At 39.8% G+C, this 22,188-nt stretch carries 22 protein-coding genes; 20 read left to right on the plus strand and 2 right to left on the minus strand.

All coding sequences use genetic code 11. The annotated features are described in order from the left end of the window. Window positions 1-14 precede the first annotated feature (14 nt). The gene (locus tag AC0IWT_RS11685; RefSeq protein WP_471797348.1) at window positions 15-923 is read right to left on the minus strand and encodes an SDR family oxidoreductase; all 909 of its coding nucleotides are present in this window, start codon (window positions 921-923) and stop codon (window positions 15-17) included. Window positions 924-1,323: 400 nt separating this feature from the next. Between AC0IWT_RS11685 and atpD the strand changes: the two genes are divergently transcribed. The 19 genes from atpD (at window position 1,324) to AC0IWT_RS11780 (ending at window position 20,997) form a co-directional block, all read left to right on the plus strand. Then, window positions 1,324-2,826 (plus strand): F0F1 ATP synthase subunit beta, encoded by a 1,503-nt coding sequence (gene atpD, locus AC0IWT_RS11690; RefSeq protein WP_056870000.1) that lies wholly within the window; start codon window positions 1,324-1,326, stop codon window positions 2,824-2,826. Window positions 2,827-2,907: 81 nt separating this feature from the next. Continuing rightward, window positions 2,908-3,153, plus strand: a complete 246-nt coding sequence (gene atpC, locus AC0IWT_RS11695; protein ID WP_056869999.1) for an ATP synthase F1 subunit epsilon — start codon at window positions 2,908-2,910, stop codon at window positions 3,151-3,153. Window positions 3,154-3,711: 558 nt separating this feature from the next. Continuing rightward, complete coding sequence (locus AC0IWT_RS11700; protein WP_471797349.1) at window positions 3,712-4,602, plus strand: aminotransferase class IV; 891 nt, start codon at window positions 3,712-3,714, stop codon at window positions 4,600-4,602. Window positions 4,603-4,712: 110 nt separating this feature from the next. Next, entirely contained in the window at window positions 4,713-6,395 is a 1,683-nt protein-coding gene (gene ilvD, locus AC0IWT_RS11705; RefSeq protein WP_471797350.1) for a dihydroxy-acid dehydratase, read from the plus strand. A 47-nt stretch (window positions 6,396-6,442) separates the two neighbouring features. Next, entirely contained in the window at window positions 6,443-6,667 is a 225-nt protein-coding gene (locus AC0IWT_RS11710) for a hypothetical protein (protein WP_471797351.1), read from the plus strand. Window positions 6,668-6,733: 66 nt separating this feature from the next. Beyond that, complete coding sequence (ilvB, locus tag AC0IWT_RS11715; RefSeq protein ID WP_471797352.1) at window positions 6,734-8,485, plus strand: biosynthetic-type acetolactate synthase large subunit; 1,752 nt, start codon at window positions 6,734-6,736, stop codon at window positions 8,483-8,485. A 119-nt stretch (window positions 8,486-8,604) separates the two neighbouring features. Next, window positions 8,605-9,243, plus strand: a complete 639-nt coding sequence (gene ilvN / locus AC0IWT_RS11720; RefSeq protein WP_056088599.1) for an acetolactate synthase small subunit — start codon at window positions 8,605-8,607, stop codon at window positions 9,241-9,243. Between the two features lie 98 nt (window positions 9,244-9,341). Then, complete coding sequence (locus AC0IWT_RS11725) at window positions 9,342-9,725, plus strand: glyoxalase superfamily protein (protein WP_056869993.1); 384 nt, start codon at window positions 9,342-9,344, stop codon at window positions 9,723-9,725. Window position 9,726: 1 nt separating this feature from the next. Then, window positions 9,727-10,209 (plus strand): DinB family protein, encoded by a 483-nt coding sequence (locus AC0IWT_RS11730; RefSeq protein ID WP_471797353.1) that lies wholly within the window; start codon window positions 9,727-9,729, stop codon window positions 10,207-10,209. Window positions 10,210-10,499: 290 nt separating this feature from the next. Then, window positions 10,500-11,981 carry a ketol-acid reductoisomerase gene (ilvC, locus tag AC0IWT_RS11735; RefSeq protein WP_056869991.1) on the plus strand — a complete coding sequence of 494 codons (1,482 nt, stop codon included), beginning with the start codon at window positions 10,500-10,502 and terminating at the stop codon, window positions 11,979-11,981. Window positions 11,982-12,104: 123 nt separating this feature from the next. Then, on the plus strand, window positions 12,105-13,511 hold the full coding sequence (gene leuC, locus AC0IWT_RS11740) for a 3-isopropylmalate dehydratase large subunit (protein ID WP_471798498.1): 1,407 nt from the start codon (window positions 12,105-12,107) through the stop codon (window positions 13,509-13,511). A gap of 54 nt (window positions 13,512-13,565) precedes the next feature. Further along, window positions 13,566-13,853, plus strand: coding sequence for an antibiotic biosynthesis monooxygenase family protein (locus AC0IWT_RS11745; RefSeq protein WP_056869989.1), 288 nt, complete (start codon window positions 13,566-13,568; stop codon window positions 13,851-13,853). Window positions 13,854-13,860: 7 nt separating this feature from the next. Continuing rightward, the gene (locus AC0IWT_RS11750; protein ID WP_056869988.1) at window positions 13,861-14,544 is read left to right on the plus strand and encodes a class I SAM-dependent methyltransferase; all 684 of its coding nucleotides are present in this window, start codon (window positions 13,861-13,863) and stop codon (window positions 14,542-14,544) included. Window positions 14,545-14,604: 60 nt separating this feature from the next. Beyond that, on the plus strand, window positions 14,605-15,186 hold the full coding sequence (gene leuD / locus AC0IWT_RS11755; RefSeq protein ID WP_471797354.1) for a 3-isopropylmalate dehydratase small subunit: 582 nt from the start codon (window positions 14,605-14,607) through the stop codon (window positions 15,184-15,186). A 54-nt stretch (window positions 15,187-15,240) separates the two neighbouring features. After that, window positions 15,241-16,701 carry an ATP-binding cassette domain-containing protein gene (locus tag AC0IWT_RS11760; protein WP_471797355.1) on the plus strand — a complete coding sequence of 487 codons (1,461 nt, stop codon included), beginning with the start codon at window positions 15,241-15,243 and terminating at the stop codon, window positions 16,699-16,701. 2 nt (window positions 16,702-16,703) lie between these two features. Continuing rightward, window positions 16,704-17,795 (plus strand): 3-isopropylmalate dehydrogenase, encoded by a 1,092-nt coding sequence (gene leuB / locus AC0IWT_RS11765; protein ID WP_471797356.1) that lies wholly within the window; start codon window positions 16,704-16,706, stop codon window positions 17,793-17,795. 10 nt (window positions 17,796-17,805) lie between these two features. After that, window positions 17,806-18,966: a 2-isopropylmalate synthase gene (locus AC0IWT_RS11770; RefSeq protein ID WP_082491350.1), complete on the plus strand. Its 1,161-nt coding sequence runs from the start codon at window positions 17,806-17,808 to the stop codon at window positions 18,964-18,966. A 309-nt stretch (window positions 18,967-19,275) separates the two neighbouring features. Further along, a complete protein-coding gene (gene ilvA / locus AC0IWT_RS11775; protein ID WP_471797357.1) occupies window positions 19,276-20,526 on the plus strand; it encodes a threonine ammonia-lyase IlvA in 1,251 nt (416 codons plus the stop codon). Between the two features lie 123 nt (window positions 20,527-20,649). Further along, a complete protein-coding gene (locus tag AC0IWT_RS11780) occupies window positions 20,650-20,997 on the plus strand; it encodes a cupin domain-containing protein (protein ID WP_471797358.1) in 348 nt (115 codons plus the stop codon). Between the two features lie 81 nt (window positions 20,998-21,078). Here the strand turns inward: AC0IWT_RS11780 and AC0IWT_RS11785 are convergent, their stop codons facing one another. Continuing rightward, window positions 21,079-21,639 (minus strand): DUF4230 domain-containing protein, encoded by a 561-nt coding sequence (locus AC0IWT_RS11785; protein ID WP_056869983.1) that lies wholly within the window; start codon window positions 21,637-21,639, stop codon window positions 21,079-21,081. Window positions 21,640-21,774: 135 nt separating this feature from the next. Between AC0IWT_RS11785 and AC0IWT_RS11790 the strand changes: the two genes are divergently transcribed. Further along, a complete protein-coding gene (locus AC0IWT_RS11790) occupies window positions 21,775-22,185 on the plus strand; it encodes a hypothetical protein (protein ID WP_056869982.1) in 411 nt (136 codons plus the stop codon). Window positions 22,186-22,188: the final 3 nt, after the last annotated feature.

The raw sequence follows: 22,188 nt of genomic DNA on the forward strand, positions 1-22,188 counted from the left end.
TAATCACTAATGAACTAATTTACCTTTTTAATTTGCTCATCCACAATCTTCAAACCTTCCTCAAAGCTATGTGGATTGTAACCTAAATCTTTAACCGTTTTATCGAGTATAAAACCAGTTTTCACGGGTCGTTTTGCCGTTTGGTTTAAGCTCTCAGAACTTATTTCTGTAATTATCGATCTATCAAGCGCCCAATTATCGGCAACTTTCCGCACTAAATCTGCAATACTCATGTAATCTTTACCCGATACATGATAAATGCCGCTCGCATTCTGTTCAACAGCCAGCAAACAGGCTTCTGCCAAATCTTCCGCCAGGGTTGGCATCCGATACTGATCATTCACCACATTAATTGGCAAACCCTTTTCTAGCGCACCTTTTGCCCAAAGCACAATATTGCTTCGGCTCATATCATTGTTAATGCCGTAAACCAATATCGTTCTTAAAATTGCCCAATCGGCTTTTGAGTTCTTTATTAATTCTTCGGCCAACACTTTCGATTCACCATAATAACTAACCGGATTGACGGCATCATCTTCTTTATAAGGCCCATCCGCGCCGTCGAAAACGAAATCGGTACTTAAATGGATGAGTTGAGTATTCTTTTCTTCGCATAGCGATACTAAAGTTTTCACAGCATCAACATTTAACTGACGGCAAAGTTCTTTATTCGCCTCGGCAGTATCAACATTCGTCATTGCAGCGGTGTGTATAATCGCATCTGGCTTATGTTTTTCAATAACTGCTCTAACCTGAGCTGGATTTAGAATATCCATTTCTGCGTATTCATAACCATTTATTATGGGGTAACGATTCGCACCTTTTGAAGTTGCTATCAATTTCACCCTTCCCTCCGCTAAAACCTTTTCAGTTATTTTTTGCCCTAATAAACCGTTGCTTCCTGTTGTTAAAATGGTTTTCATTTATATTATTATAGTAATAAGTAATAAGCTACGATACCTTTGTTACGATCATCCCTATTAAAGATTGAAATTAACACAATTATAAATATGGAACAAACAAACTATATTTCTGCTTAACAAAAATGTAAAAGTGCCAAAAGAGAAAATAATTTCTCGTCAAACAACTAGTTCTATCACTTCTGATGATGACGTTCGGAAATTTAAATTCATCCATAAACAGTAAAAAAAATAGCTCCATTTTGGCATTAGCCCAAACTGAAACAACCCCTTTTAATCATGTTGAAAAAATTTGTAATATATATTTAAAATTAAGCAAGAATAACTTAACTTTGCCAACCGAATTGGAGCCCCTACAAACAGCTTTAATTCATTGATTGTAATAAATTTACTCACAACAGATATGCCTAACTTAGGAAAAATAGCACAAATTATCGGCCCAGTGGTTGACGTTAGCTTTGCTGATGATGCCCATCTACCTAAAATTTTTGATGCGTTAGAAATAACGAAAGAAAACGGACAAAAAATTGTTTTAGAAGTTCAACAGCACTTAGGTGAAGATCGCGTTCGTGCAATCTCGATGGATTCTACAGATGGTTTAGTGCGTGGAATGAAGGTACTTGATACTGGTTCAGCAATTAAAATGCCTGTAGGCGATCAAATTAAAGGTCGTTTATTTAACGTGGTTGGTGAAGCGATTGATGGTATTACAGCTGTAGATAAAGCAGACGGTCGTCCTATCCATGCTACTCCTCCTAAGTTTGAAGATTTATCAACCGAAACTGAAGTACTTTTTACAGGTATTAAAGTAATCGATTTGTTAGAGCCTTACGCAAAAGGTGGTAAAATTGGTTTGTTTGGTGGTGCGGGTGTAGGTAAAACAGTATTAATCATGGAGTTGGTTAACAACATCGCTAAAGCTTATGCTGGTTTGTCAGTATTTGCAGGTGTTGGAGAGCGTACTCGTGAGGGTAACGATTTACTTCGTGAATTTATCGAATCTGGTGTAATCAACTATGGCGACGAATTTTTACATTCAATGGAAAAAGGTGGATGGGATTTGAAAGCTGTTGATACTGAAAAATTAAAAGAATCTAAAGCAACATTGGTTTTCGGTCAAATGAACGAGCCTCCTGGTGCACGTGCACGTGTTGCATTATCAGGATTAACTGTTGCAGAATATTTCCGTGATGGTGATGGCGAAGGCGCTGGAAAAGATATTCTTTTCTTCGTTGATAACATTTTCCGTTTTACACAGGCAGGTTCTGAGGTATCGGCTTTGTTAGGCCGTATGCCATCTGCAGTAGGTTACCAACCAACATTGGCAACCGAAATGGGTTTAATGCAAGAGCGTATTACTTCAACTAAACGCGGTTCAATTACATCTGTACAGGCTGTATATGTACCTGCAGATGATTTAACTGACCCTGCACCGGCAACAACATTTGCCCACTTAGATGCAACTACTGTACTTTCCCGTAAAATTGCCGAGCTAGGTATTTATCCTGCGGTAGATCCATTGGATTCAACTTCACGTATCCTTTCTCCAGCGGTTTTAGGTGATGAGCATTATAACACTGCACAACGTGTTAAAGAAACATTACAACGTTATAAAGAACTACAGGATATCATCGCGATTTTAGGTATGGACGAATTATCTGAAGAGGATAAATTGGTTGTATCAAGAGCTCGCCGTGTTCAGCGTTTCTTATCTCAGCCTTTCCACGTAGCCGAACAATTTACTGGCTTAAAAGGTGTATTGGTTGATATCAAAGATACCATCAAAGGTTTCAATATGATTATGGACGGAGAAGTTGATGAATATCCGGAAGCTGCATTTAACTTAGTTGGTAGCATTGAAGATGCTATTGAAAAAGGTAAAAAATTATTAGCAGAAGCTAATTAAGACGTTGTACGTAATAAGTTATACGTTATAATTATGGTGGAAACGCTTAAAACTTAAAACGTAGAACGTAAAACTTTAAAAATGAATTTAGAAATATTAACTCCAGATAAAAAAGTTTACGAAGGTGAAGTAACGGCAGTTACTGTTCCGGGTACTTTAGGTTCTTTTCAGATTTTGAAAGACCATGCCCCTATCATCTCCACTTTAGAAGATGGGGAAGTAATTATCAAAGCGAACAAAACCGATGAACAACGCTTCTTTATCAAGGGCGGTGTGGTTGAAGTTATCCACAACAAAATTGTTGTTTTGGCGGAAGGTATTGCTTAATTGAAATTCTTATTGCTGAAAGCTCAGCATTTATAAAGCCTTTCCGATTTTCGGAAAGGCTTTTTTTTTGATTAATATTTAATTAAAAAATTCAACTTTCGCTGTTTTTTATTCATTTTAAGAAGAATGTAACCTATTTTATAATGCTTGCATAATAAACATACCGTATACCGTTTCGATATTTGGTATAAGGTTGACGGCATTAAATCACTAAATCTATTATATGATAGAATAATATTCGGTAGCAACAGCGTATTATAAAATATTATTCTAAATTCACTTTTTTTTGATTTCTCTTGCATATTAATGAACCAAAAACTAAATTGGTATTTATAAATCATCAGGAAATAATGACAATTCGAAGCAACACATTTTTTAATAATAGCGCTACAACCACAGGTGGTTTTGCGCTGTTGTTGCCTGTCATTATTCTCAATCTCCTACTCCTAATTTTAGGAAAGAAGACGGGTGGCTTTTAAATAGATTATTAATAATTAATATACTTAAAGCGTCCTGACAAAAACAGGACGCTTTTTTTAAATAACAAAACGCGGTATTATGAAATACTATAATTCTAATACGATTATTTACCTTGATGGTCGGTTCGAAAAAGCTGTGGATAGCAGTACAGACTTATACGGGCAGTCGCTACATTATGGTTACGCTGCCTTCGAAGGCATTAGGGCTTATAAAACACATAATGGAAACCGCATCTTTAAGGCTGCAGCACATTTCGACCGCTTAGAACGTTCTTGTCAACTGGCAAACATTCCCTTTCCCTGGGATAAACAGGAGCTGATTAAGGAAACCTACAAGCTACTTACTTTAAATAAGTTAAAGGACGCTTATATCCGGCCCTTGGTTTTTTGCCACCCTAATATGAAGTTAAACAGTCCAGGCGGTGTTTCAATTTTCATATGCGCCTGGGACTGGGATGCCTACTCTGGAAATAAGCTTTTAAAACTAAGCATTTCAGATTATGAAAGGCCAAATCCTAAATCGACTCCAATGGAGGCTAAATTGAGTGGAAATTATGTAAACTCGATTTTAGCCACAACTGCGGCCAATGTGAAAGGTTACGATGATGCCTTGCTGTTAGATATGCACGGATTTGTAGCTGAATCGTCGGGTGCAAACATTTTTCTTGAGAAAGACGGAAAGTTATACACCCCATCATTGGGCAATATTTTACCGGGAATTACCAGGGCAACAGTGAAAGAACTTTGCACAGTTCTGGATATTGAATGCATCGAAAAAAAATTAACAGTTGAGGATTTAAGGAAGGCTGATGGTGCATTTTTATGTGGAACTGCTACAGAGATAGCAGGTATTGCCTCAATCGATGACATCGTTTTTCGTACGCTTTGGAGAGAATCAATAGGTTATACAATACAACGTGCTTATAAAAATCTTGTGCTTGAAAAAGTAAACTACGAGGTAATTATCTAGCAGAAAGCTGTTAACAGAAATTGTCTGGTAAGAAGCACCTTGTAAAATTATCTAATACCTGGCATGAATATAAATGAAAACCAATAGAACCAGAATATACATTTTAAACAATGAGCGAATTAAATAAGTACAGTAAAACATTTACACAAGACCCAACACAACCTGCGGCACAGGCCATGCTTTACGGAATCGGATTAACCGATGCAGATATGGCAAAAGCACAGGTTGGCATTGCAAGCATGGGTTACGATGGAAACACCTGCAATATGCACCTGAATGACCTTGCGAAAGATGTAAAGGCTGGGGTTTGGAAAAATGATTTAGTGGGCTTGATTTTTAATACGATTGGAGTGAGTGATGGCATGAGTAATGGCACCGATGGCATGCGGTACTCACTGGTTAGTCGCGATGTAATAGCAGACAGTATCGAAACCATTTGCGGCGGTCAATATTATGATGGAATAATTTCTATTCCTGGTTGTGATAAAAATATGCCTGGTGCAATTATGGCAATGGCTCGTTTAGATAGGCCTTCAATAATGGTTTACGGTGGAACAATTGCTCCTGGCCATTACAAGGGCGAGGAATTAAATATTGTTTCTGCTTTCGAGGCTTTGGGACAAAAAATTTGCGGAAATCTTTCTGAAGAAGATTATCAGGGCATCATTAAACACACTTGTCCGGGTGCCGGCGCTTGTGGAGGTATGTACACAGCAAATACCATGGCATCTGCTATTGAGGCTTTAGGTATGAGCTTACCTTATTCGTCTTCCAACCCTGCAATTAGTCCAGAGAAAAAGCAAGAGTGTCTAGACGCCGGAAAATACATCAAAATTTTATTGGAAAAGGATATCAAACCATCTGATATCATGACAAGAAAAGCGTTTGAAAATGCGATACGCTCGATTATTATTTTGGGTGGAAGCACCAATGCGGTATTGCATTTTATTGCAATGGGTAAGGCTATTGGTGTAGAAATTACTCAGGATGATTTTCAAAAGATGAGCGATGTTACGCCTGTTCTTGCAGACTTTAAACCAAGTGGTAAATACCTGATGCAGGATTTACACCAGTATGGCGGTATACCTGCGGTGCTAAAGTACTTGTTGAACGAAGGTTTGTTACATGGCGATTGTTTAACCGTAACCGGGAAAACTGTTGCTGAGAACCTGGCCGATGTTAAATCCATTATGGACTACGACCAAAAAATTATACAAAAATTGAGCGAACCCATCAAGCCAACGGGCCACTTGCAAATCCTTTACGGCAATCTTGCTGAAAAAGGTTCAGTTGCAAAGATTTCTGGTAAAGAAGGAGAAAAGTTTGAGGGACCTGCACGTGTTTTTGATGGGGAGCATGATTTAATTGCAGGCATTTCAAGTGGGCGAGTTCAACCTGGCGATGTAATTGTGATTAAAAACTCTGGTCCGGTTGGTGCGCCAGGCATGCCTGAAATGTTAAAACCAACTTCTGCTATTATCGGGGCGGGTTTGGGCAAATCGGTTGCTTTAATTACCGACGGCCGTTTCTCAGGCGGAACACATGGTTTCGTAGTTGGCCACATCACGCCTGAATCTTACAAGGGCGGGTTGATTGGTTTGGTAGAGGATAACGATCCAATTTTAATTGATGCTGTAAACAATATTATAAGTTTACAGGTAAGCGAAGAAATTATCGTAGAGCGAAGAAAAAAATACGTTCAGCCAGCTTTAAAAGTAACTAAAGGTGTGCTTTATAAATATGCCAGAACAGTTTCAGACGCTGCCAGTGGTTGCGTAACTGATGAATATTAAATTTTAAAGTCATCCCGACAATAAATTAATATTTAAATGAATACAATATGCAAATTATTAAAAGCATTGAAAGTAGAATTGAGCGGGCAAGTATGCGGCCGCAAATTGTGTCGGGCTGTGATGAGCCAAAATCAGCATCACAGACTATGACTTTGAGTTGGGTTGGCACCCGGAACATGCCAAAGGCGTTTGAAACTCAACGTAGAGCTATTCTTAGTGGAGGTTTGCAAAATGCACACCTAATCGATAAAAAGGAGAGATTGCTCAATTAATTTGGAAAAACCGGGGGAAGAATTCGGTTTTAGCTTAAAGAATATTACAACCGCAAAAACAAGATTATGGAAACTGCACAAGATATAATACGACAACCCGAGGTTAAAGCAGAAACCTCAAAAAATTCGTTTAAAGGAACGGGATCGCAGGTTTTATTGAATGGATTAATTGAAGAAGGCGTAACCACTATTTTTGGTTATCCAGGCGGTGCAATTATGCCAATTTACGATGCACTTTACGATTACGCAGATAAATTAGAACATATTTTGGTTCGCCACGAGCAAGGTGGCATTCACGCAGCCCAAGGTTTTGCCCGGGCAAGTGGCAAAGTTGGAGTTTGTTTCGCAACAAGCGGCCCGGGTGCAACAAATTTAGTTACCGGTTTGGCAGATGCTCAAATTGACAGCACACCGTTGGTATGTATCACGGGACAGGTTTTTGCGCATTTACTGGGTACAGATGCCTTCCAGGAAACAGACGTAATCAACATTACTACTCCAGTTACCAAATGGAATTATCAGGTTACCGATGCAAAGGAAATTCCTGAAGTTTTAGCTAAAGCATTTTACATTGCTAAAAGCGGCCGGCCTGGTCCGGTGCTAATAGACATCACAAAGAATGCACAATTACAGGTTGAGGAATTTCCTGAATATGTAAAATGCAATCATATTCGCTCCTACCGCCCCAAACCAAAAGTGAGGGTCGCCTATATTGAGCAGGCAGCAGAACTTATTAATGCTGCCAAAAAGCCTTTTGTTTTATTTGGCCAGGGTGTAATTCTAGGTGGTGCAGAACAAGAATTTAAAGCCTTTATTGAAAAAAGCGGTATTCCTGCAGCTTGGACAATCATGGGCGATGGCGCAATCCCGACAGCACATCCACTAAATGTTGGCATGTTGGGCATGCATGGAAACTATGGCCCAAATGTTTTAACTAACGAATGTGATGTGTTAATTGCCATTGGTATGCGTTTCGACGACCGCGTTACCGGTAGGTTGGATAAGTATGCGAAGCAAGCAAAAGTTATTCACATGGACATTGACCCTGCTGAAATTGATAAAAATGTTAAGGCAGAAGTTGGAATTTGGGGCGATTGTAAAGAGACCCTTCCCCTGCTTACCAATTTAGTAAATGAAAACAAACATGAAGATTGGTTGGCTAAATTCAAAGACTATAATCAGCAGGAAATAGACCAGGTTATTACGCCAGAACTTTATCCTACCGGTGATGAAATGACTATGGGTGAGGTTTTGCGCAACATCAACGAAATTTGTGGCGGCGATGCAGTAATCGTTACCGATGTTGGTCAGCACCAAATGGTTGCCTGTCGTTACGCCAAATTCAATAACACCCGCAGCAATATTACCTCTGGTGGTTTAGGAACAATGGGTTTTGGTTTGCCCGCAGCAATTGGCGCTAAATATGGTGCGCCTGCTAAAACGGTAATTGCCATCATCGGCGATGGTGGTTTCCAAATGACGCCGCAAGAACTGGGTACGATAATGCAATTCGGGGCAGCGGTAAAAATCCTGATTTTAAATAACCGTTTCTTGGGAATGGTTCGCCAGTGGCAACAATTATTTCACGATAAACGCTACTCTTTCGTAAACATTACCAGTCCGGATTTTGTCGCCTTGGCAAAAGCCTATTATATTGAGGGCGCTAAGGTTGATGAACGGGCTAATTTAAGAAAGGCATTGGAAACCATGATTAACCACGAAGGTTCTTACCTGTTGGAAGTAATGGTTGGAAGAGAAAACAACGTTTTTCCGATGGTTCCGCAGGGAATGAGCGTAAGTGAAATTAGGTTGAAATAAAGCCAGGAACGAAAGGCGGCGCAAGCGTTAACTCGACTGGAGCGCAGCCAAATGGAGAGAACTTAAAATAAAGTTTGCTCCGCACGGTTGAAATGGACGATACGGTTAAAAGAAACATCATGAGTACTGAAAATACAATAGAACATAAAATAGATAAAGCTGATTTAGACGGAAAGCAGGAATACACCATAACGGTATATGCCGAGAACCGGATTGGCTTGTTAAACAGGATTGCGATTATTTTCTCAAAAAGAAAAATCAATATCGAGAGCCTAAATAGCTCGGCATCTGAAATTGATGGGATTCATCGCTTCAACATCGTCATTACCGAAAGTTATGAGGTTGTGAGGAAACTTGCACGACAGATTGAAAAGCAAATTGAAGTTTTGAAAGTTTATTTCAATACTAACGACGAAATTATCTGGCAGGAACTAGCGCTTTATAAAGTTTCTACCGATGAAATTGCTGAAAAGGTAACTGTTGAGCGTTTGTTGAGGCAATATGGCGCAAGTGCCGTGGTTATTCGTAAAGATTATACTGTTTTCGCGGTAACTGGCCACAGAGAAGAAACTGATGCACTCGTAAAAGCACTTGAACCATATGAACTGATAGAGTTTGTGCGTTCGGCAAGGGTTGCCATTATAAAAGATAGCGCTGGTTTCCATGAAAAACTGAAAGAGTTTGAAGCTTTTGAACCCGGAGAGGAACTTGTAGAAAACGAGTTTTTAGATAAAGGAGAAAAGATTTTTACGATGTAACATTGAGCAAGAGGAAAAAGCAGAAAGCAGGGATTACAGGCATAATGCCTGGCAATCTTTAGCAAAAAGTTCCTCTTTGCGGTCAAAAACTTAAGAAAATGAAATGTAAAAGTGTTAAGCCGATTCTTAGAATATTCGATTATGATAAAGCGATTGAATTTTATGTGAATTGGCTGGGCTTTAAAATTGACTGGGAACATCGGTTTGAAGAAAATACGCCGGTTTATATTCAAATCTCCTTAGGTGGAATTGAATTACACCTGAGTGAGCATCACGGCGATAGTTCTCCGGGAGCGCACATTCACGTCGATTGTACTGGCTTACATGAATTTCATAAGCAAATAATAGATAAAAAATATAAATACAACAGGCCAGGCTTGGAAAAAACTTTCTACGGAAGCTGGGCTGTCACCGTAAACGATCCGTTCTTTAACAAGATTACTTTTAATCAGCCATTGGACGAATCAGAGATAGAAGCATAAAATGATAAACGAAGTATTTGATTTCATAATTAATTCCAGAAAAGCCTTTATCCAGCTTATCGATGACTTAACAATTGAACAGCTGAACAAAATTCCGGATGGCTATAATAACAACATCATCTGGAACTTTGGCCACATTGTAGTGAGCACACAAACACTTTGTTATGTACGCACAGGCATACTTGCAGATGCAGGCTCGGTAAAGTTTAATGAGTTTTACAAAAAAGATACCCGCCCAACTTACAGGGTAAGCCAGGAAGAGGTTGCAGAATTGAAGGCGATTGCGCTCGAAAGCATTGAAAAAATAAGAGATGATTATGCAAAGGGTGCGTTTGCAAATGCAATGGCCTTTTCAACTTCAACTTACGGGGTTGAAATGAAGAATATTGAGGAGGTACTGATTACAACAATCGGCCATGATAACCTGCACTATGGTTACGTCTGGGCACTGAAGAAGGTGATTGTTGATGTTCAGTCTGCATAAAAAGTGAACGTAAGTTTGCCGCTGATTTGTAACCATGAGGGACGCAGGAAAATTTTGAAACACAGGACCGTGGTAAAATAAACCCGATTGGCGTGGATGCCGGCTTTTCTCCGGCAGGAAAAAAAAGCGGGACTGAAATAGCCGAAAAGCACAGGATTTGCTTTTCAAAAAAATAAAAATGTTTTGTCAAGATACTAAACAGGCCATTAGATGGATTAAGCAAAAATCTTTTTACGAGCTCGGAATGACTGATAATTAGAAAATAGAACCATAAAATAAATAACAAAACGATGTCAAATTATTTTAACACATTACCTCTTAGAGAAAAATTAAACCAATTAGGTGTATGCGATTTCATGGAAAGTTCAGAGTTCCTGGACGGCATTAGTGCTTTAAAAGGCAAGAAACTGGTAATTGTTGGTTGCGGTGCCCAAGGCTTAAACCAAGGTTTAAATTTAAGAGATAGTGGTTTAGATGTAAGCTACACATTGCGCAAAGAAGCAATTGAAGGTAAGAGAGATTCATGGAAAAATGCAACTGAAAACAACTTTAAAGTTGGTACTTACGAAGAACTAATTCCTACTGCTGATGTGGTGATTAACCTTACTCCCGACAAACAACATACGGCAGTTGTAAATGCAATTATGCCTTTAATGAAAGATGGAGCCACATTATTATATTCTCACGGCTTCAACATTGTAGAAGAAGGTATGCAAATCCGTAAAGATTTAACCGTTATTATGGTTGCACCTAAATGTCCTGGAAGCGAAGTTAGAGCGGAATATGTTCGCGGTTTTGGCGTGCCGACTTTAATTGCTGTACATCCTGAAAACGATCCTCAAGGTAAAGGATTAGCACAGGCGAAGGCCTATTGTGTAGGTACTGGCGGGCACAGGGCTGGTGTTTTAAAATCGTCTTTTGTGGCTGAGGTGAAATCTGATTTAATGGGCGAGCAAACTATTCTTTGCGGCTTGTTGCAAACCGGATCCATCTTATCGTTTGATAAAATGGTAGAAAAAGGCATCGATGCTGGTTACGCATCAAAACTTGTTCAATACGGTGTTGAAGTAATTACTGAAGCTTTAAAGCAAGGTGGTATTACCGCGATGATGGACAGGTTAAGCAATGTTGCTAAAATCAAAGCCTTCGAAATTTCGGAAGAGTTGAAAGACATTATGCGTCCGCTTTTCCAAAAGCATCAGGATGATATTATGAGTGGTGAATTTAGCCGGACAATGATGGAAGATTGGGCAGCGGGTGATAAAAATTTATTGAAATGGCGGGCAGAAACTGGCGAAACAGCCTTCGAAAAAACACCTGCCGGCGATGTTAAAATTGGTGAGCAGGAATATTTCGATAACTACCTGTTAATGGTTGCTTTTGTTCGTGCCGGGGTAGAGCTCGCTTTCGAAACTATGGTTCAGGCAGGAATTAAACCGGAGTCGGCATATTACGAATCGTTACACGAAACACCACTAATTGCGAATACGATTGCCCGTAAAAAGCTGTTCGAAATGAACCGCGTAATTTCCGACACGGCTGAATATGGTTGTTACTTGTTCGACCAGGCTTGTAAACCATTGTTAGCAGATTTCATGACGAAAGTAGATACAGATTTGGTTGGTAAAAACTTTAACGAAGGTAAAGATGGCGCTGTAGATAACAGAAAGCTAATCGATGTTAACGAAGCAATTCGCTCACATGAAGTAGAACAAATTGGCGCCACACTGCGTAAAGCAATGACGGCAATGAAGGCAATTAAAACTGCATAAAAAAGAAACCAGCATTTCGCTGATTAAAAGAGTATATGCCTTTAAGAAGGTAAGCAATTTATTAACACACTTGCTACTCCCTCCCTACCCGGGAGGGTTGAGGTGGGGCTAATAACACATATGATGTCAAAAACATTAGTAGAGAAAATTTGGGACGCACACGTTGTAAAAAGTGAAGAAGGCTTTCCTGATATTTTATACATTGATACACACTTAATACACGAGGTAACCTCTCCGCAGGCGTTTGATGGTTTGCGCAAAAGAGGATTACCGGTTTTTAGACCGAAACAAACGGTGGCTACGGCAGACCATAACGTGCCAACTTTAAACCAGTTACAACCTATTAAAGAGGAACTTTCCCGCTATCAGGTAGATATGCTGACAAGAAATTGCGCAGAATTTGGGATTGAACTTTATGGCCTAGGCCATCCTTTCCAGGGAATTGTTCATGTTATCGGACCAGAACTGGGCCTTACCCTACCGGGCAAAACAATGGTTTGTGGTGACAGTCACACATCTACCCATGGCGCTTTCGGAGCAATTGCTTTCGGGATAGGAACATCGCAGGTAGAACAAGTTTTTGCAACTCAATGTTTGTTGCAATCGAAACCTAAGACGATGAAAATTGAAGTAAACGGGCAGCTTGGAAAAGGTGTGGGTGCAAAAGACATTATCCTTTACATTATTGCCCAAATTTCTGCCGCCGGTGGAACCGGATTTTTTATCGAATATGCTGGTTCGGCTATTGAAGCTTTGAGCATGGAAGCGAGAATGACAATTTGCAACATGAGCATTGAAATGGGTGCCAGAGGCGGATTAATTGCGCCAGACGAAACTACTTTCGATTATATAAAGGGTAGAGAATTTGCCCCGGCCGGCGCGGAATGGGACAAAGCGCTTGCTTACTGGAAAACATTATACAGCGATGCAGACGCGAAATTCGATAGCATTTTAACTTTTGATGCGGCTGATATCGCTCCGATGATAACTTACGGTACCAATCCTGGGATGGGGATGGGCATTCGTGAAAATATTCCGGCAACTCTATCACAACCAGAAAAAGAAAAGCTTTCATATCAAAAAGCACTGGACTACATGGGCTTTGATGACGACGCAGCTTTAATAGGCAAACCGGTAGATTATGTTTTTATTGGAAGTTGCACAAACTCACGCATTGAAGATTTACGTGAAGTTGCAGAGTTTGTTAAAGATAAACGCAAGGCGGATAACGTAACCGTTTGGATTGTTCCTGGTTCTAAACAAGTAGAACAGCAAGCTAAAAACGAAGGTTTGGATAAAATTTTTGAAGCCGCTGGTTTCCAACTCCGCGAACCAGGTTGCAGTGCCTGTTTGGGAATGAATGAGGATAAAATTCCGGCAGGGAAATACTGCGTTTCAACTTCAAACAGAAATTTTGAAGGGCGGCAAGGACAAAACGCAAGAACATTATTAGCCAGTCCGTTAACTGCAGCAGCTGCCGCCGTTACGGGCGTAATTACTGATGTAAGAGAATTTTTAGTTGAAGGCTAAAAGCAAAAAATAGTTAAAACAGCCGGTCGTTGCTGAACACAAATATTAAGAAAGATGATATTAGAAGTTGCGATATTAAATGTAAAAGCCGGCCTTACTGCCGAATTTGAAATGGCCTTTGCAGAGGCTCAGAAAATTATCTCAGCGATGGAAGGTTACCTCTCACATCAACTTAAAAAGTGTTTAGAAGATTCGGATAAGTACATTTTGCTGGTAAACTGGGAAACATTGGAGGCGCATACCGGAGGCTTTAGAGGTTCTTCAGAATACCAGGACTGGAAAAGATTGTTGCATCATTTTTATGATCCTTTTCCAACCGTTGAACATTATGTAGCAGTTTAAATTAGAGATGGAAACATTACAAATACAAAACCAGTTTAATGCGGTTTCTGAAAAATACGACAGGCAGAGGCGGTTTCTAATTCCCTGTTTTGATGATTTCTATGGCATCGCCTTAAGTTTATCTGAAGAAGTTGGAACGGTTAAAAACATTTTAGATGTTGGTGCCGGAACCGGATTGATGAGCGCATTCTTCCACGAAAAATATCCGCAAGCAAAAATAACGCTGATTGATATCTCTGAAGCAATGCTTAAAAAAGCCGAAGAGCGTTTCGATGGAAAAGAAAACATTAGCTTTTTAAACGCAGATTTTGCAACAGTCGATTTACCCGAAAATCAGTATGATTTAGTGGTTTCAGGCTTGGCTATTCATCATCTACCCAACGAGTTAAAGCGCCAGCTTTTTGAAAAAATCGCAAAAGCTTTAAGTCCGGGTGGCTGGTTCATTAACGCCGACCAGGTATTAGGCGAAACAGATTTAGCGGAAAAGATATATACCGAAAACTGGAAGAATCATGTACAACAGAACCCTAATTTAACGGAAGAAGAGAAACAAAGCGCTTTTGAACGAATTAAGGTAGACATTATGGCGCCGCTAAAAGCACAATTAGAGTGGCTGGAAAGCGCCGGATTGAAGAACGCCAACTGCTATTACCAGCATTACAATTTTGTAGTTTTTGCCGCAAACAACTAAATATTATATAGGACGGTGGAAAAATAGTGATACATATACCGGCTACTTGATACTAATAAAATGAGAAAGTTTACAAAATTAACATCGGCAGTTGTGCCGCTAAACATAGAAAATATTGATACCGACCAGATTATACCTGCGAGGTTTCTAAAAGCAACCACCCGCGAAGGATTTGGAGAAAACCTGTTTCGCGATTGGCGCTATGAAAATGATAACCAGCCAAAAGCAGATTTTGTGTTGAACAACCCAACCTACAGTGGTAAGATTTTAGTTGCGGGGAAAAACTTCGGATGTGGCAGTAGTCGCGAGCATGCCGCATGGGCAATACAAGATGCAGGTTTTGATGCCGTAATTAGTAGTTTTTTCGCTGATATTTTTAAAGGCAATGCATTAAATAACGGCTTGCTGCCAATACAGGTAAGTGAGAACTTTTTGTCGCAAATTTTTAAAGCTGTTGAGCATCATGCAGGCTCGCCTTTAGAGGTTGATTTGGAAAACCAAACGGTAACGATTATCGAAACGGGCGCACAAGAAGCTTTCGAAATTAATCCATACAAAAAATCGTGTTTAATTAACGGCTATGATGATATCGATTTCATTCTGGCGCAAAAAAATTTAATAGAAGAATTTGAGCAAAAATAATTGCGCAAAGCCAAAAACGCAAATAACACCCATTTAATCATCCGAAAGGAAAATATGAAGGAGCATTTCGTCAACATTCAGCATTTAAATTTAAAATACCAGCAAAAGCAGGTGTTACAGGATTTAAACTGGACGATAAATTACGGCGAAAACTGGGTTTTAGGAGGAATGAGCGGAAGTGGCAAAACCGCTTTGGCAAAAGTTATTGCCGGGCACTTAAGTGCCTTGGGCGATGTGAACATCAATTTTGCCTTAAATAGCCAACTGCCTGCCGAAGTCTTATTAGTTGAAAGCTGGTATCAATTTAAAAACCTGGAAGGCGTTGCAAACTTTTATTATCAGCAGCGCTACACCAGTTTGCAAGCGAAAGATACTTTAACCGTTCATGCAGAATTGGTTGCTTTTGGCAGCGAAAAGCATTTGCATTTCGATAAAGTGGAGCCGATTTTAGAAGCGTTAAATTTTTCTTCATTTGCAAGTTCTCAATTAATCGAGTTATCGAGCGGAGAACATAAAAAGCTGCAATTGATTAAAGCACTTTGGTTGAAACCACAATTGCTCATTCTCGACCAGCCTTATACAGGATTAGATTCCGCATCGCGTAAAAACTTAAATGCTTTATTAGATGAAATTTCGGCCGAAGGTGTTCAGTTAATTTTAATAAGCAGCGAGGTCGAGCTACCAAAGTCGATAACTCATTTTGCAGAAATTAAAGGCGGTAAATTGGACGAGGTGGATTCAATTGAGCTAGCCGCTGATGTTGTGAAGCAAGCGGGAGAAATTCCTGACTTTTTAAAGCAATCGCCAATTTACGCATCAGAGAATATCGTAAAAATGGTCGGTGTGAACATCAGTTACGGCGAAAAACAAGTTTTAAAAAATATTAACTGGGAAGTTAAAGCCGGCGAAAAATGGTTGTTGCAAGGACATAACGGATCTGGCAAATCAACGCTACTAAGCTTGATAAATGGCGATCACCCGCAATCTTATGCCAACGAACTTTATTTGTTTGGCAACAAACGTGGAAGTGGCGAAAGCATTTGGGATATTAAACAGCATATCGGTTTAATTTCTCCGGAGTTTCACTGGTACTTCGATGCCACTGCAACGGTTTGGCAAAGCATCGCGTCGGGCTTTTATGATACAGTTGGACTGTTTCAGCAACTTCCGTATTCAAAAAGCGCACAGGTTGATGAACTTGTAGAATACTTCGGCTTAACTGAAAGCAAAAATGAGTTGTTAAGCGCTCTTCCATTGGGCAAACAACGACTGGTTCTGCTGGCAAGAACGATTATTAAAAACCCCGGACTTTTGATACTCGACGAACCTTGCCAGGGATTGGACCGGCGACAAACAACACAATTTAACCAGCTGGTTGATGAGTTGTGTAACAACGGAATGACCTTAATTTATGTTGGCCATTTTGAATCGCAGCTGCCAACCTGCATAGAAAAAAGAATATTATTAGAAAACGGCGAGGTAAAAGTCGTCGAGAATATACTAGAAAGCGTTTAAGAATGAAGAAGAACATTTTAGTAATACCTGGAGACGGTATTGGACCCGAAGTAACCACGTGGGGCAAAGCAGCATTGGAAAAAATTGCCGAAATTTTTGGGCATGAATTTCTGTTTGATGAAGCATTGATGGGCCATGTGGCAATTGAAGCTACCGGCGAACCCTTGCCAGATGAAACTTTAGAGAAAGCAAGGAAGAGTGATGCAATCCTTTTTGGTGCAATCGGCCATGCAATGTATGATAACGACCCAAGTTTAAAAGTTAGACCAGAGCAAGGTTTATTAAAAATTAGAAAAGAACTCGGCCTTTTTGCAAACCTTCGCCCAATATTACTATTTGATGAACTTCTTCAGGCTTCGAGCATTAAACCAGAAATTTTAAGGGGAACAGATATCTTATTCTTCCGTGAATTAACGGGTGATGTATATTTTGGCGAAAAGTCTCGTTCTGAAGACAGGAATACCGCTTCAGATTTGATGATTTACCACCGTTACGAGGTTGAGCGTATTGCGCACAGAGCTTTTCAGGCAGCACAACAGCGTAGCAAAAGGCTATGTTCGGTAGATAAAGCAAACGTTTTAGAAAGCTCTCGCCTTTGGCGTGAAACCGTGCAGGAAATTGCAAAACAATACCCTGACGTAGAAACCGAACACATGTTTATCGACAATGCGGCAATGCAGCTAATTAAGAACCCGAAAAAATTCGACGTGGTTTTAACGGCGAATTTGTTTGGTGATATCTTAACAGATGAGGCTTCGCAAATTGCTGGTTCTATGGGTATGCTTGCTTCGGCATCTGTTGGCGAAAGCACAGGTTTTTTCGAACCGATACACGGCTCTGCTCACGATATTACGGGGAAAGACCTCGCAAACCCACTGGCCTCTATCCTATCGGCAGCATTAATGCTCGAAATTGGCTTCGGGTTAAAGGACGAAGCCAAATTATTGGTAGATACCGTTGATGAAGTTTTAAAAGAAGGTTTTAGAACACACGATATTGCCGACCAAACCACCAACCGCTTTAAAGTTTTAGGTACAGCTGAAATGGGTAAGTTGGTAATGAAATTCTTATCACAAAAATTAATCAATTCCTAAATAAAAGATTATGATTCACGACCCAAACAAAGTTTATATTTTCGACACGACATTACGTGATGGCGAGCAGGTTCCTGGCTGCCAGTTAGATACAAACCAAAAAGTAGAAATCGCTAAATCACTCGAACTTTTAGGAGTTGATGTAATTGAAGCTGGTTTCCCGGTGTCTAGTCCCGGCGATTTTAATAGCGTAATCGAACTCTCAAAAGCAGTTAATAATCCAATCATTTGCGCCTTAACGCGTGCAAATAAAAACGATATCGATGTTGCTGCTGATGCTTTGCGTTATGCTAAAAGGCCTCGTATACATACGGGAATCGGCGCCTCAGATTTCCACATTAAACACAAATTTAACAGCACGCGTGAAGATATTTTGGAACGGGCCGTTGATGCGGTAAAATACGCCAAAAAGTACGTTGAAGATATTGAATTTTACGCAGAAGATGCCGGCCGTGCCGATATTGAATTTTTGGCTAAAATGGTTGAAGCGGTTATTGCCGCAGGTGCTACAGTGGTAAATATTCCAGATACCAATGGCTATTGTCTTCCAGACCAATACGGCTCGAAGATTCTTTTTTTGAAAGAAAATGTTAAAAATATTGATAACGCCATTATTTCTGTTCATTGCCATAACGACTTGGGCTTAGCTACCGCAAATTCTATTGCTGGTTTGCAGAATGGTGCCCGCCAGGTAGAATGTACCATTAACGGTATTGGTGAGCGTGCCGGAAATACATCGATGGAAGAAGTGGTTATGATTTTGAAAACGCACAAAGTTTTAGGTTTGAATACCCAAATTGATACAACCCGTTTCTACGAAATGAGCCACATGGTGCGTAATAAAATGAATATGCCGGTGCAGCCGAATAAGGCTATTGTCGGCGGAAACGCATTTTCTCATAGTTCTGGTATTCACCAGGATGGTTTCTTAAAAAACCGGGAGAATTACGAAATTATTAAGCCTGAAGATGTTGGTTTCCCGGATGCAACAATTGTATTAACTGCAAGAAGTGGCCGTGCAGCCTTGAAACACCATTTAGATCGCTTAGGGCATAGAATGGAAAAAGAGCATTTGGATATTGTTTATAAGCAATTTTTAGTGTTGGCAGACAGCAAACAGGGCATAAACGATATTGATTTAAATCAGTTGGTGGCTTTGCACCTGGCTTAAAAAAGCCGAAATGTTAACGACTAAAGCCTGCAATGCCAAGCGACTTTTTGTGGTAAAATTTGCGACAACATCAATTTTTAATTTAGATTAGAATTTGGCCTGGTTTTAGTTTGATGCACGAACCGAATTTTTTAAACCTGATAGTAGTGGAAATACTTTTTGGTGCAGATCTCTCCGAATTCGGATTGACGATAGCAAAAAGATTGCAACGAATAGCAGGGCTAAGCAGCCGGGAAGCACTGATTTTACTTTTCAAAAAAAATTAAACGATAAATATTCTATTACTTATCGCGACTTGATACTATAAAAATGAATACAATAACTCCGAGTAAACTGGATTTTGATTCTGCGCTGCAGCGACTTAAAGGCGTAGTAAAACGTACGCCTTTGGAGTTTAATGCAGGCCTTTCGGCGCAATACAATGCTAATGTTTATTTAAAGCGTGAGGATTTGCAAATTGTCCGCTCCTACAAGCTAAGGGGGGCATATAATAAAATTAGTCAGTTGCCAGAAAGTGCTTTAATTAATGGCGTGGTGTGTGCCAGCGCCGGAAACCATGCCCAGGGTGTTGCTTATTCATGCAAAAAATTAGGTATTAAATGTGTGATATTTATGCCCGAAATAACGCCCAAACAAAAAATTAAGCAGGTAAACATGTTTGGCGGCGACAATGTTGAGATAATTTTAGTTGGGGATACCTTTGATGATTGCCTGAAGGAGGCGCTTGTTTTCTGCGAAGAAAAATCGTCAACCTTTATCCCGCCTTTTGATGACGAGAAGGTAATTGAAGGACAGGCGACAGTTGGGATGGAAATTTATGAGGATTTGCCTGAGCTGGATGCTATCATTGTACCCGTGGGCGGCGGCGGTTTGGCATCTGGTGTAAGTGCTTACCTGCAAACCGTAAAACCATCGGTAAAGATTTTTGGTGTAGAACCAATGGGGGCTCCATCACTAAGCGAGGCCTTAAAAAACGGCGGACCGGTAACAGTAGAAAATATTGAACGGTTTGTAGATGGGGCGGCGGTAAAACGAATGGGTTGGATTACGTATCAATATTGCCAGGAACTGCTTAGCTCCACTTATCTCATTCCGGAAGGGCAGATTTGTACAACAATACTAAAACTTTATAACGAAGACGCAATTGTTGTTGAGCCTGCCGGCGCTTTATCTGTTGCGGCGCTGGAGCAGGTGAAAGACCAAATTACCGGTAAAAATATTGTTTGCGTAATTAGCGGCGGTAACAACGACATTGAACGCATGCAGGAAATCAAAGAGAAATCTTTGTTGTTTGAAGGCTTGAAACATTACTTCATCGTTCGTTTCCCGCAACGCCCGGGTGCTTTAAAATTGTTCGTGAACGAAGTTTTAGGTCCGCACGATGATATTACCAGGTTTGAATTTATTAAAAAAACGAATAAAGAAAATGGCCCCGCACTAGTGGGTATTGAACTTTCGAACAAGAATGATTATGCGAGTTTATTGCAACGCATGGAAGATTTTAAGTTCGAGATTATTGAACTGAATCAGGACCAGACGTTGTTTGAGTATTTGGTTTAGTGCTTAAAAGCAAAAAGCCTAAGTTCATTACGAACCAGTCAAAAGAAATAATATAGAAATTGTCAACCCGAAGCTGTAGAATAATAGCACATCTGCAGCTTAGATAATATAATTTGCTAAAAGATGAATTTTAAGGATTTAACAAATAAAACGTTAATTGCTGATAACGATTTAACCTGGGAAGATTTAGGCGCTGGGGTAAAAAGAAAAGTAATGCCTTTTGATGATAACCTAATGCTTGTTAAGGTTGCATTTGAAAAAGACGCCGTTGGCGCTATCCATAACCATCCGCACCTACAGGTAAGCTATGTTGCAAAAGGAAGTTTTGAGGTTAGTATGGGCAATGAAAAGCGAGTTCTTAACGAGGGCGATGTTTTCTTCGCTCCATCAAATGTTTTTCATGGTGTTGTTTGCCTCGAGGCTGGCTTGCTAGTTGATATTTTCAATCCACACCGGGAAGATTTCCTGTAAAATCCTGTAATCGTTATTTAGCGGCTGATCAAGTGAAATCTTAATGCTTAAAACCAGAACCTTAATAACCCAGGTGCTAACTTAATTAAAAGTCAGCCTTACATTTTTATAGCCCAGGCCCTCAATAATCGGCTTCAATACGTTTGCGGCATTAGTTTTAGTTTGTGCCAGAATATCAGATTTTTTAACTTCTGCGGTAACCTGTTTTTCTGCCGCCTTGTATGCCTCATCAACCAGGCCGGCTTCGCGAAAGAAGGCCATCTTTGTGTCGTAAACCCGCGAATTTTTATGGTCGATTTTTACGTAACAAATTTCGGGCTGTGGTAAATTTACTACAGCTGTATCTGCAGAAACTTCAATATCATCGCGGGTAATTTTAGTAAGGTCGATACAACCTACAGCTTCAGCTTTTACAATTAACAGCACGCTTGCTTCAGGTAAAAAGTCGGTTTTATTTTTATGTTCTAAAACATCGCTAATTTGGTAGCGAACCAGTTCCAGTTTACCAATAGCCTCAATTTTTTCGACTAAAAGCTGGTGTTTACTTTCGACCGAGGTATTAATGCTAAACTTTTTTGAGATGAAAAAGTATCCCGCAACAGCTAAAACGAGCCATGGTAAAAGTCTAAAAAATATTCTCATTGCAAGGGTGGATTATTTCAATTTTCGAACTTGTTCTGTACTGAATTAACAATTATTAATCCACTTTGTGTGTTCAGGTATTTTTGGCAGTTGTTTTGCATTACGCAAAGTACACACAAATAAAAACTAATCAACATGAAAAAACTGACTATTCTAATGCTTTGCATTGTCACACTGGGTTTGGCATCTTGCAAAAAGGACACTATTGTTTATCCAGCATCAGCTAAAACCTACAATCGTTACATAGAGCCAAATCAATGGGTTCAAAATGCGAATGGCACTTATTCTTTTACGTGGAATAAGCCAGAATTTGACGGCGTAACGTTGGACGACGAAGGCGTACTTGTTTACTTCACACATCCAACTAATGATAATAGCGATGTTCAACTTCCATACACATTTAACTATACAGCTTACAGTTATGAGCTATTTAGCGGAGGTATCACATTTGATGTTCAGGACAGCAGAAATTTGGCGGCTTCCGTTAGACCAAGTTACCGCATTCTTGTAAAGGTTGTTGTAATTCCGTCGGAATATGTAAACTAAAAG

Source organism: Pedobacter sp. AC464 (assembly GCF_979253075.1).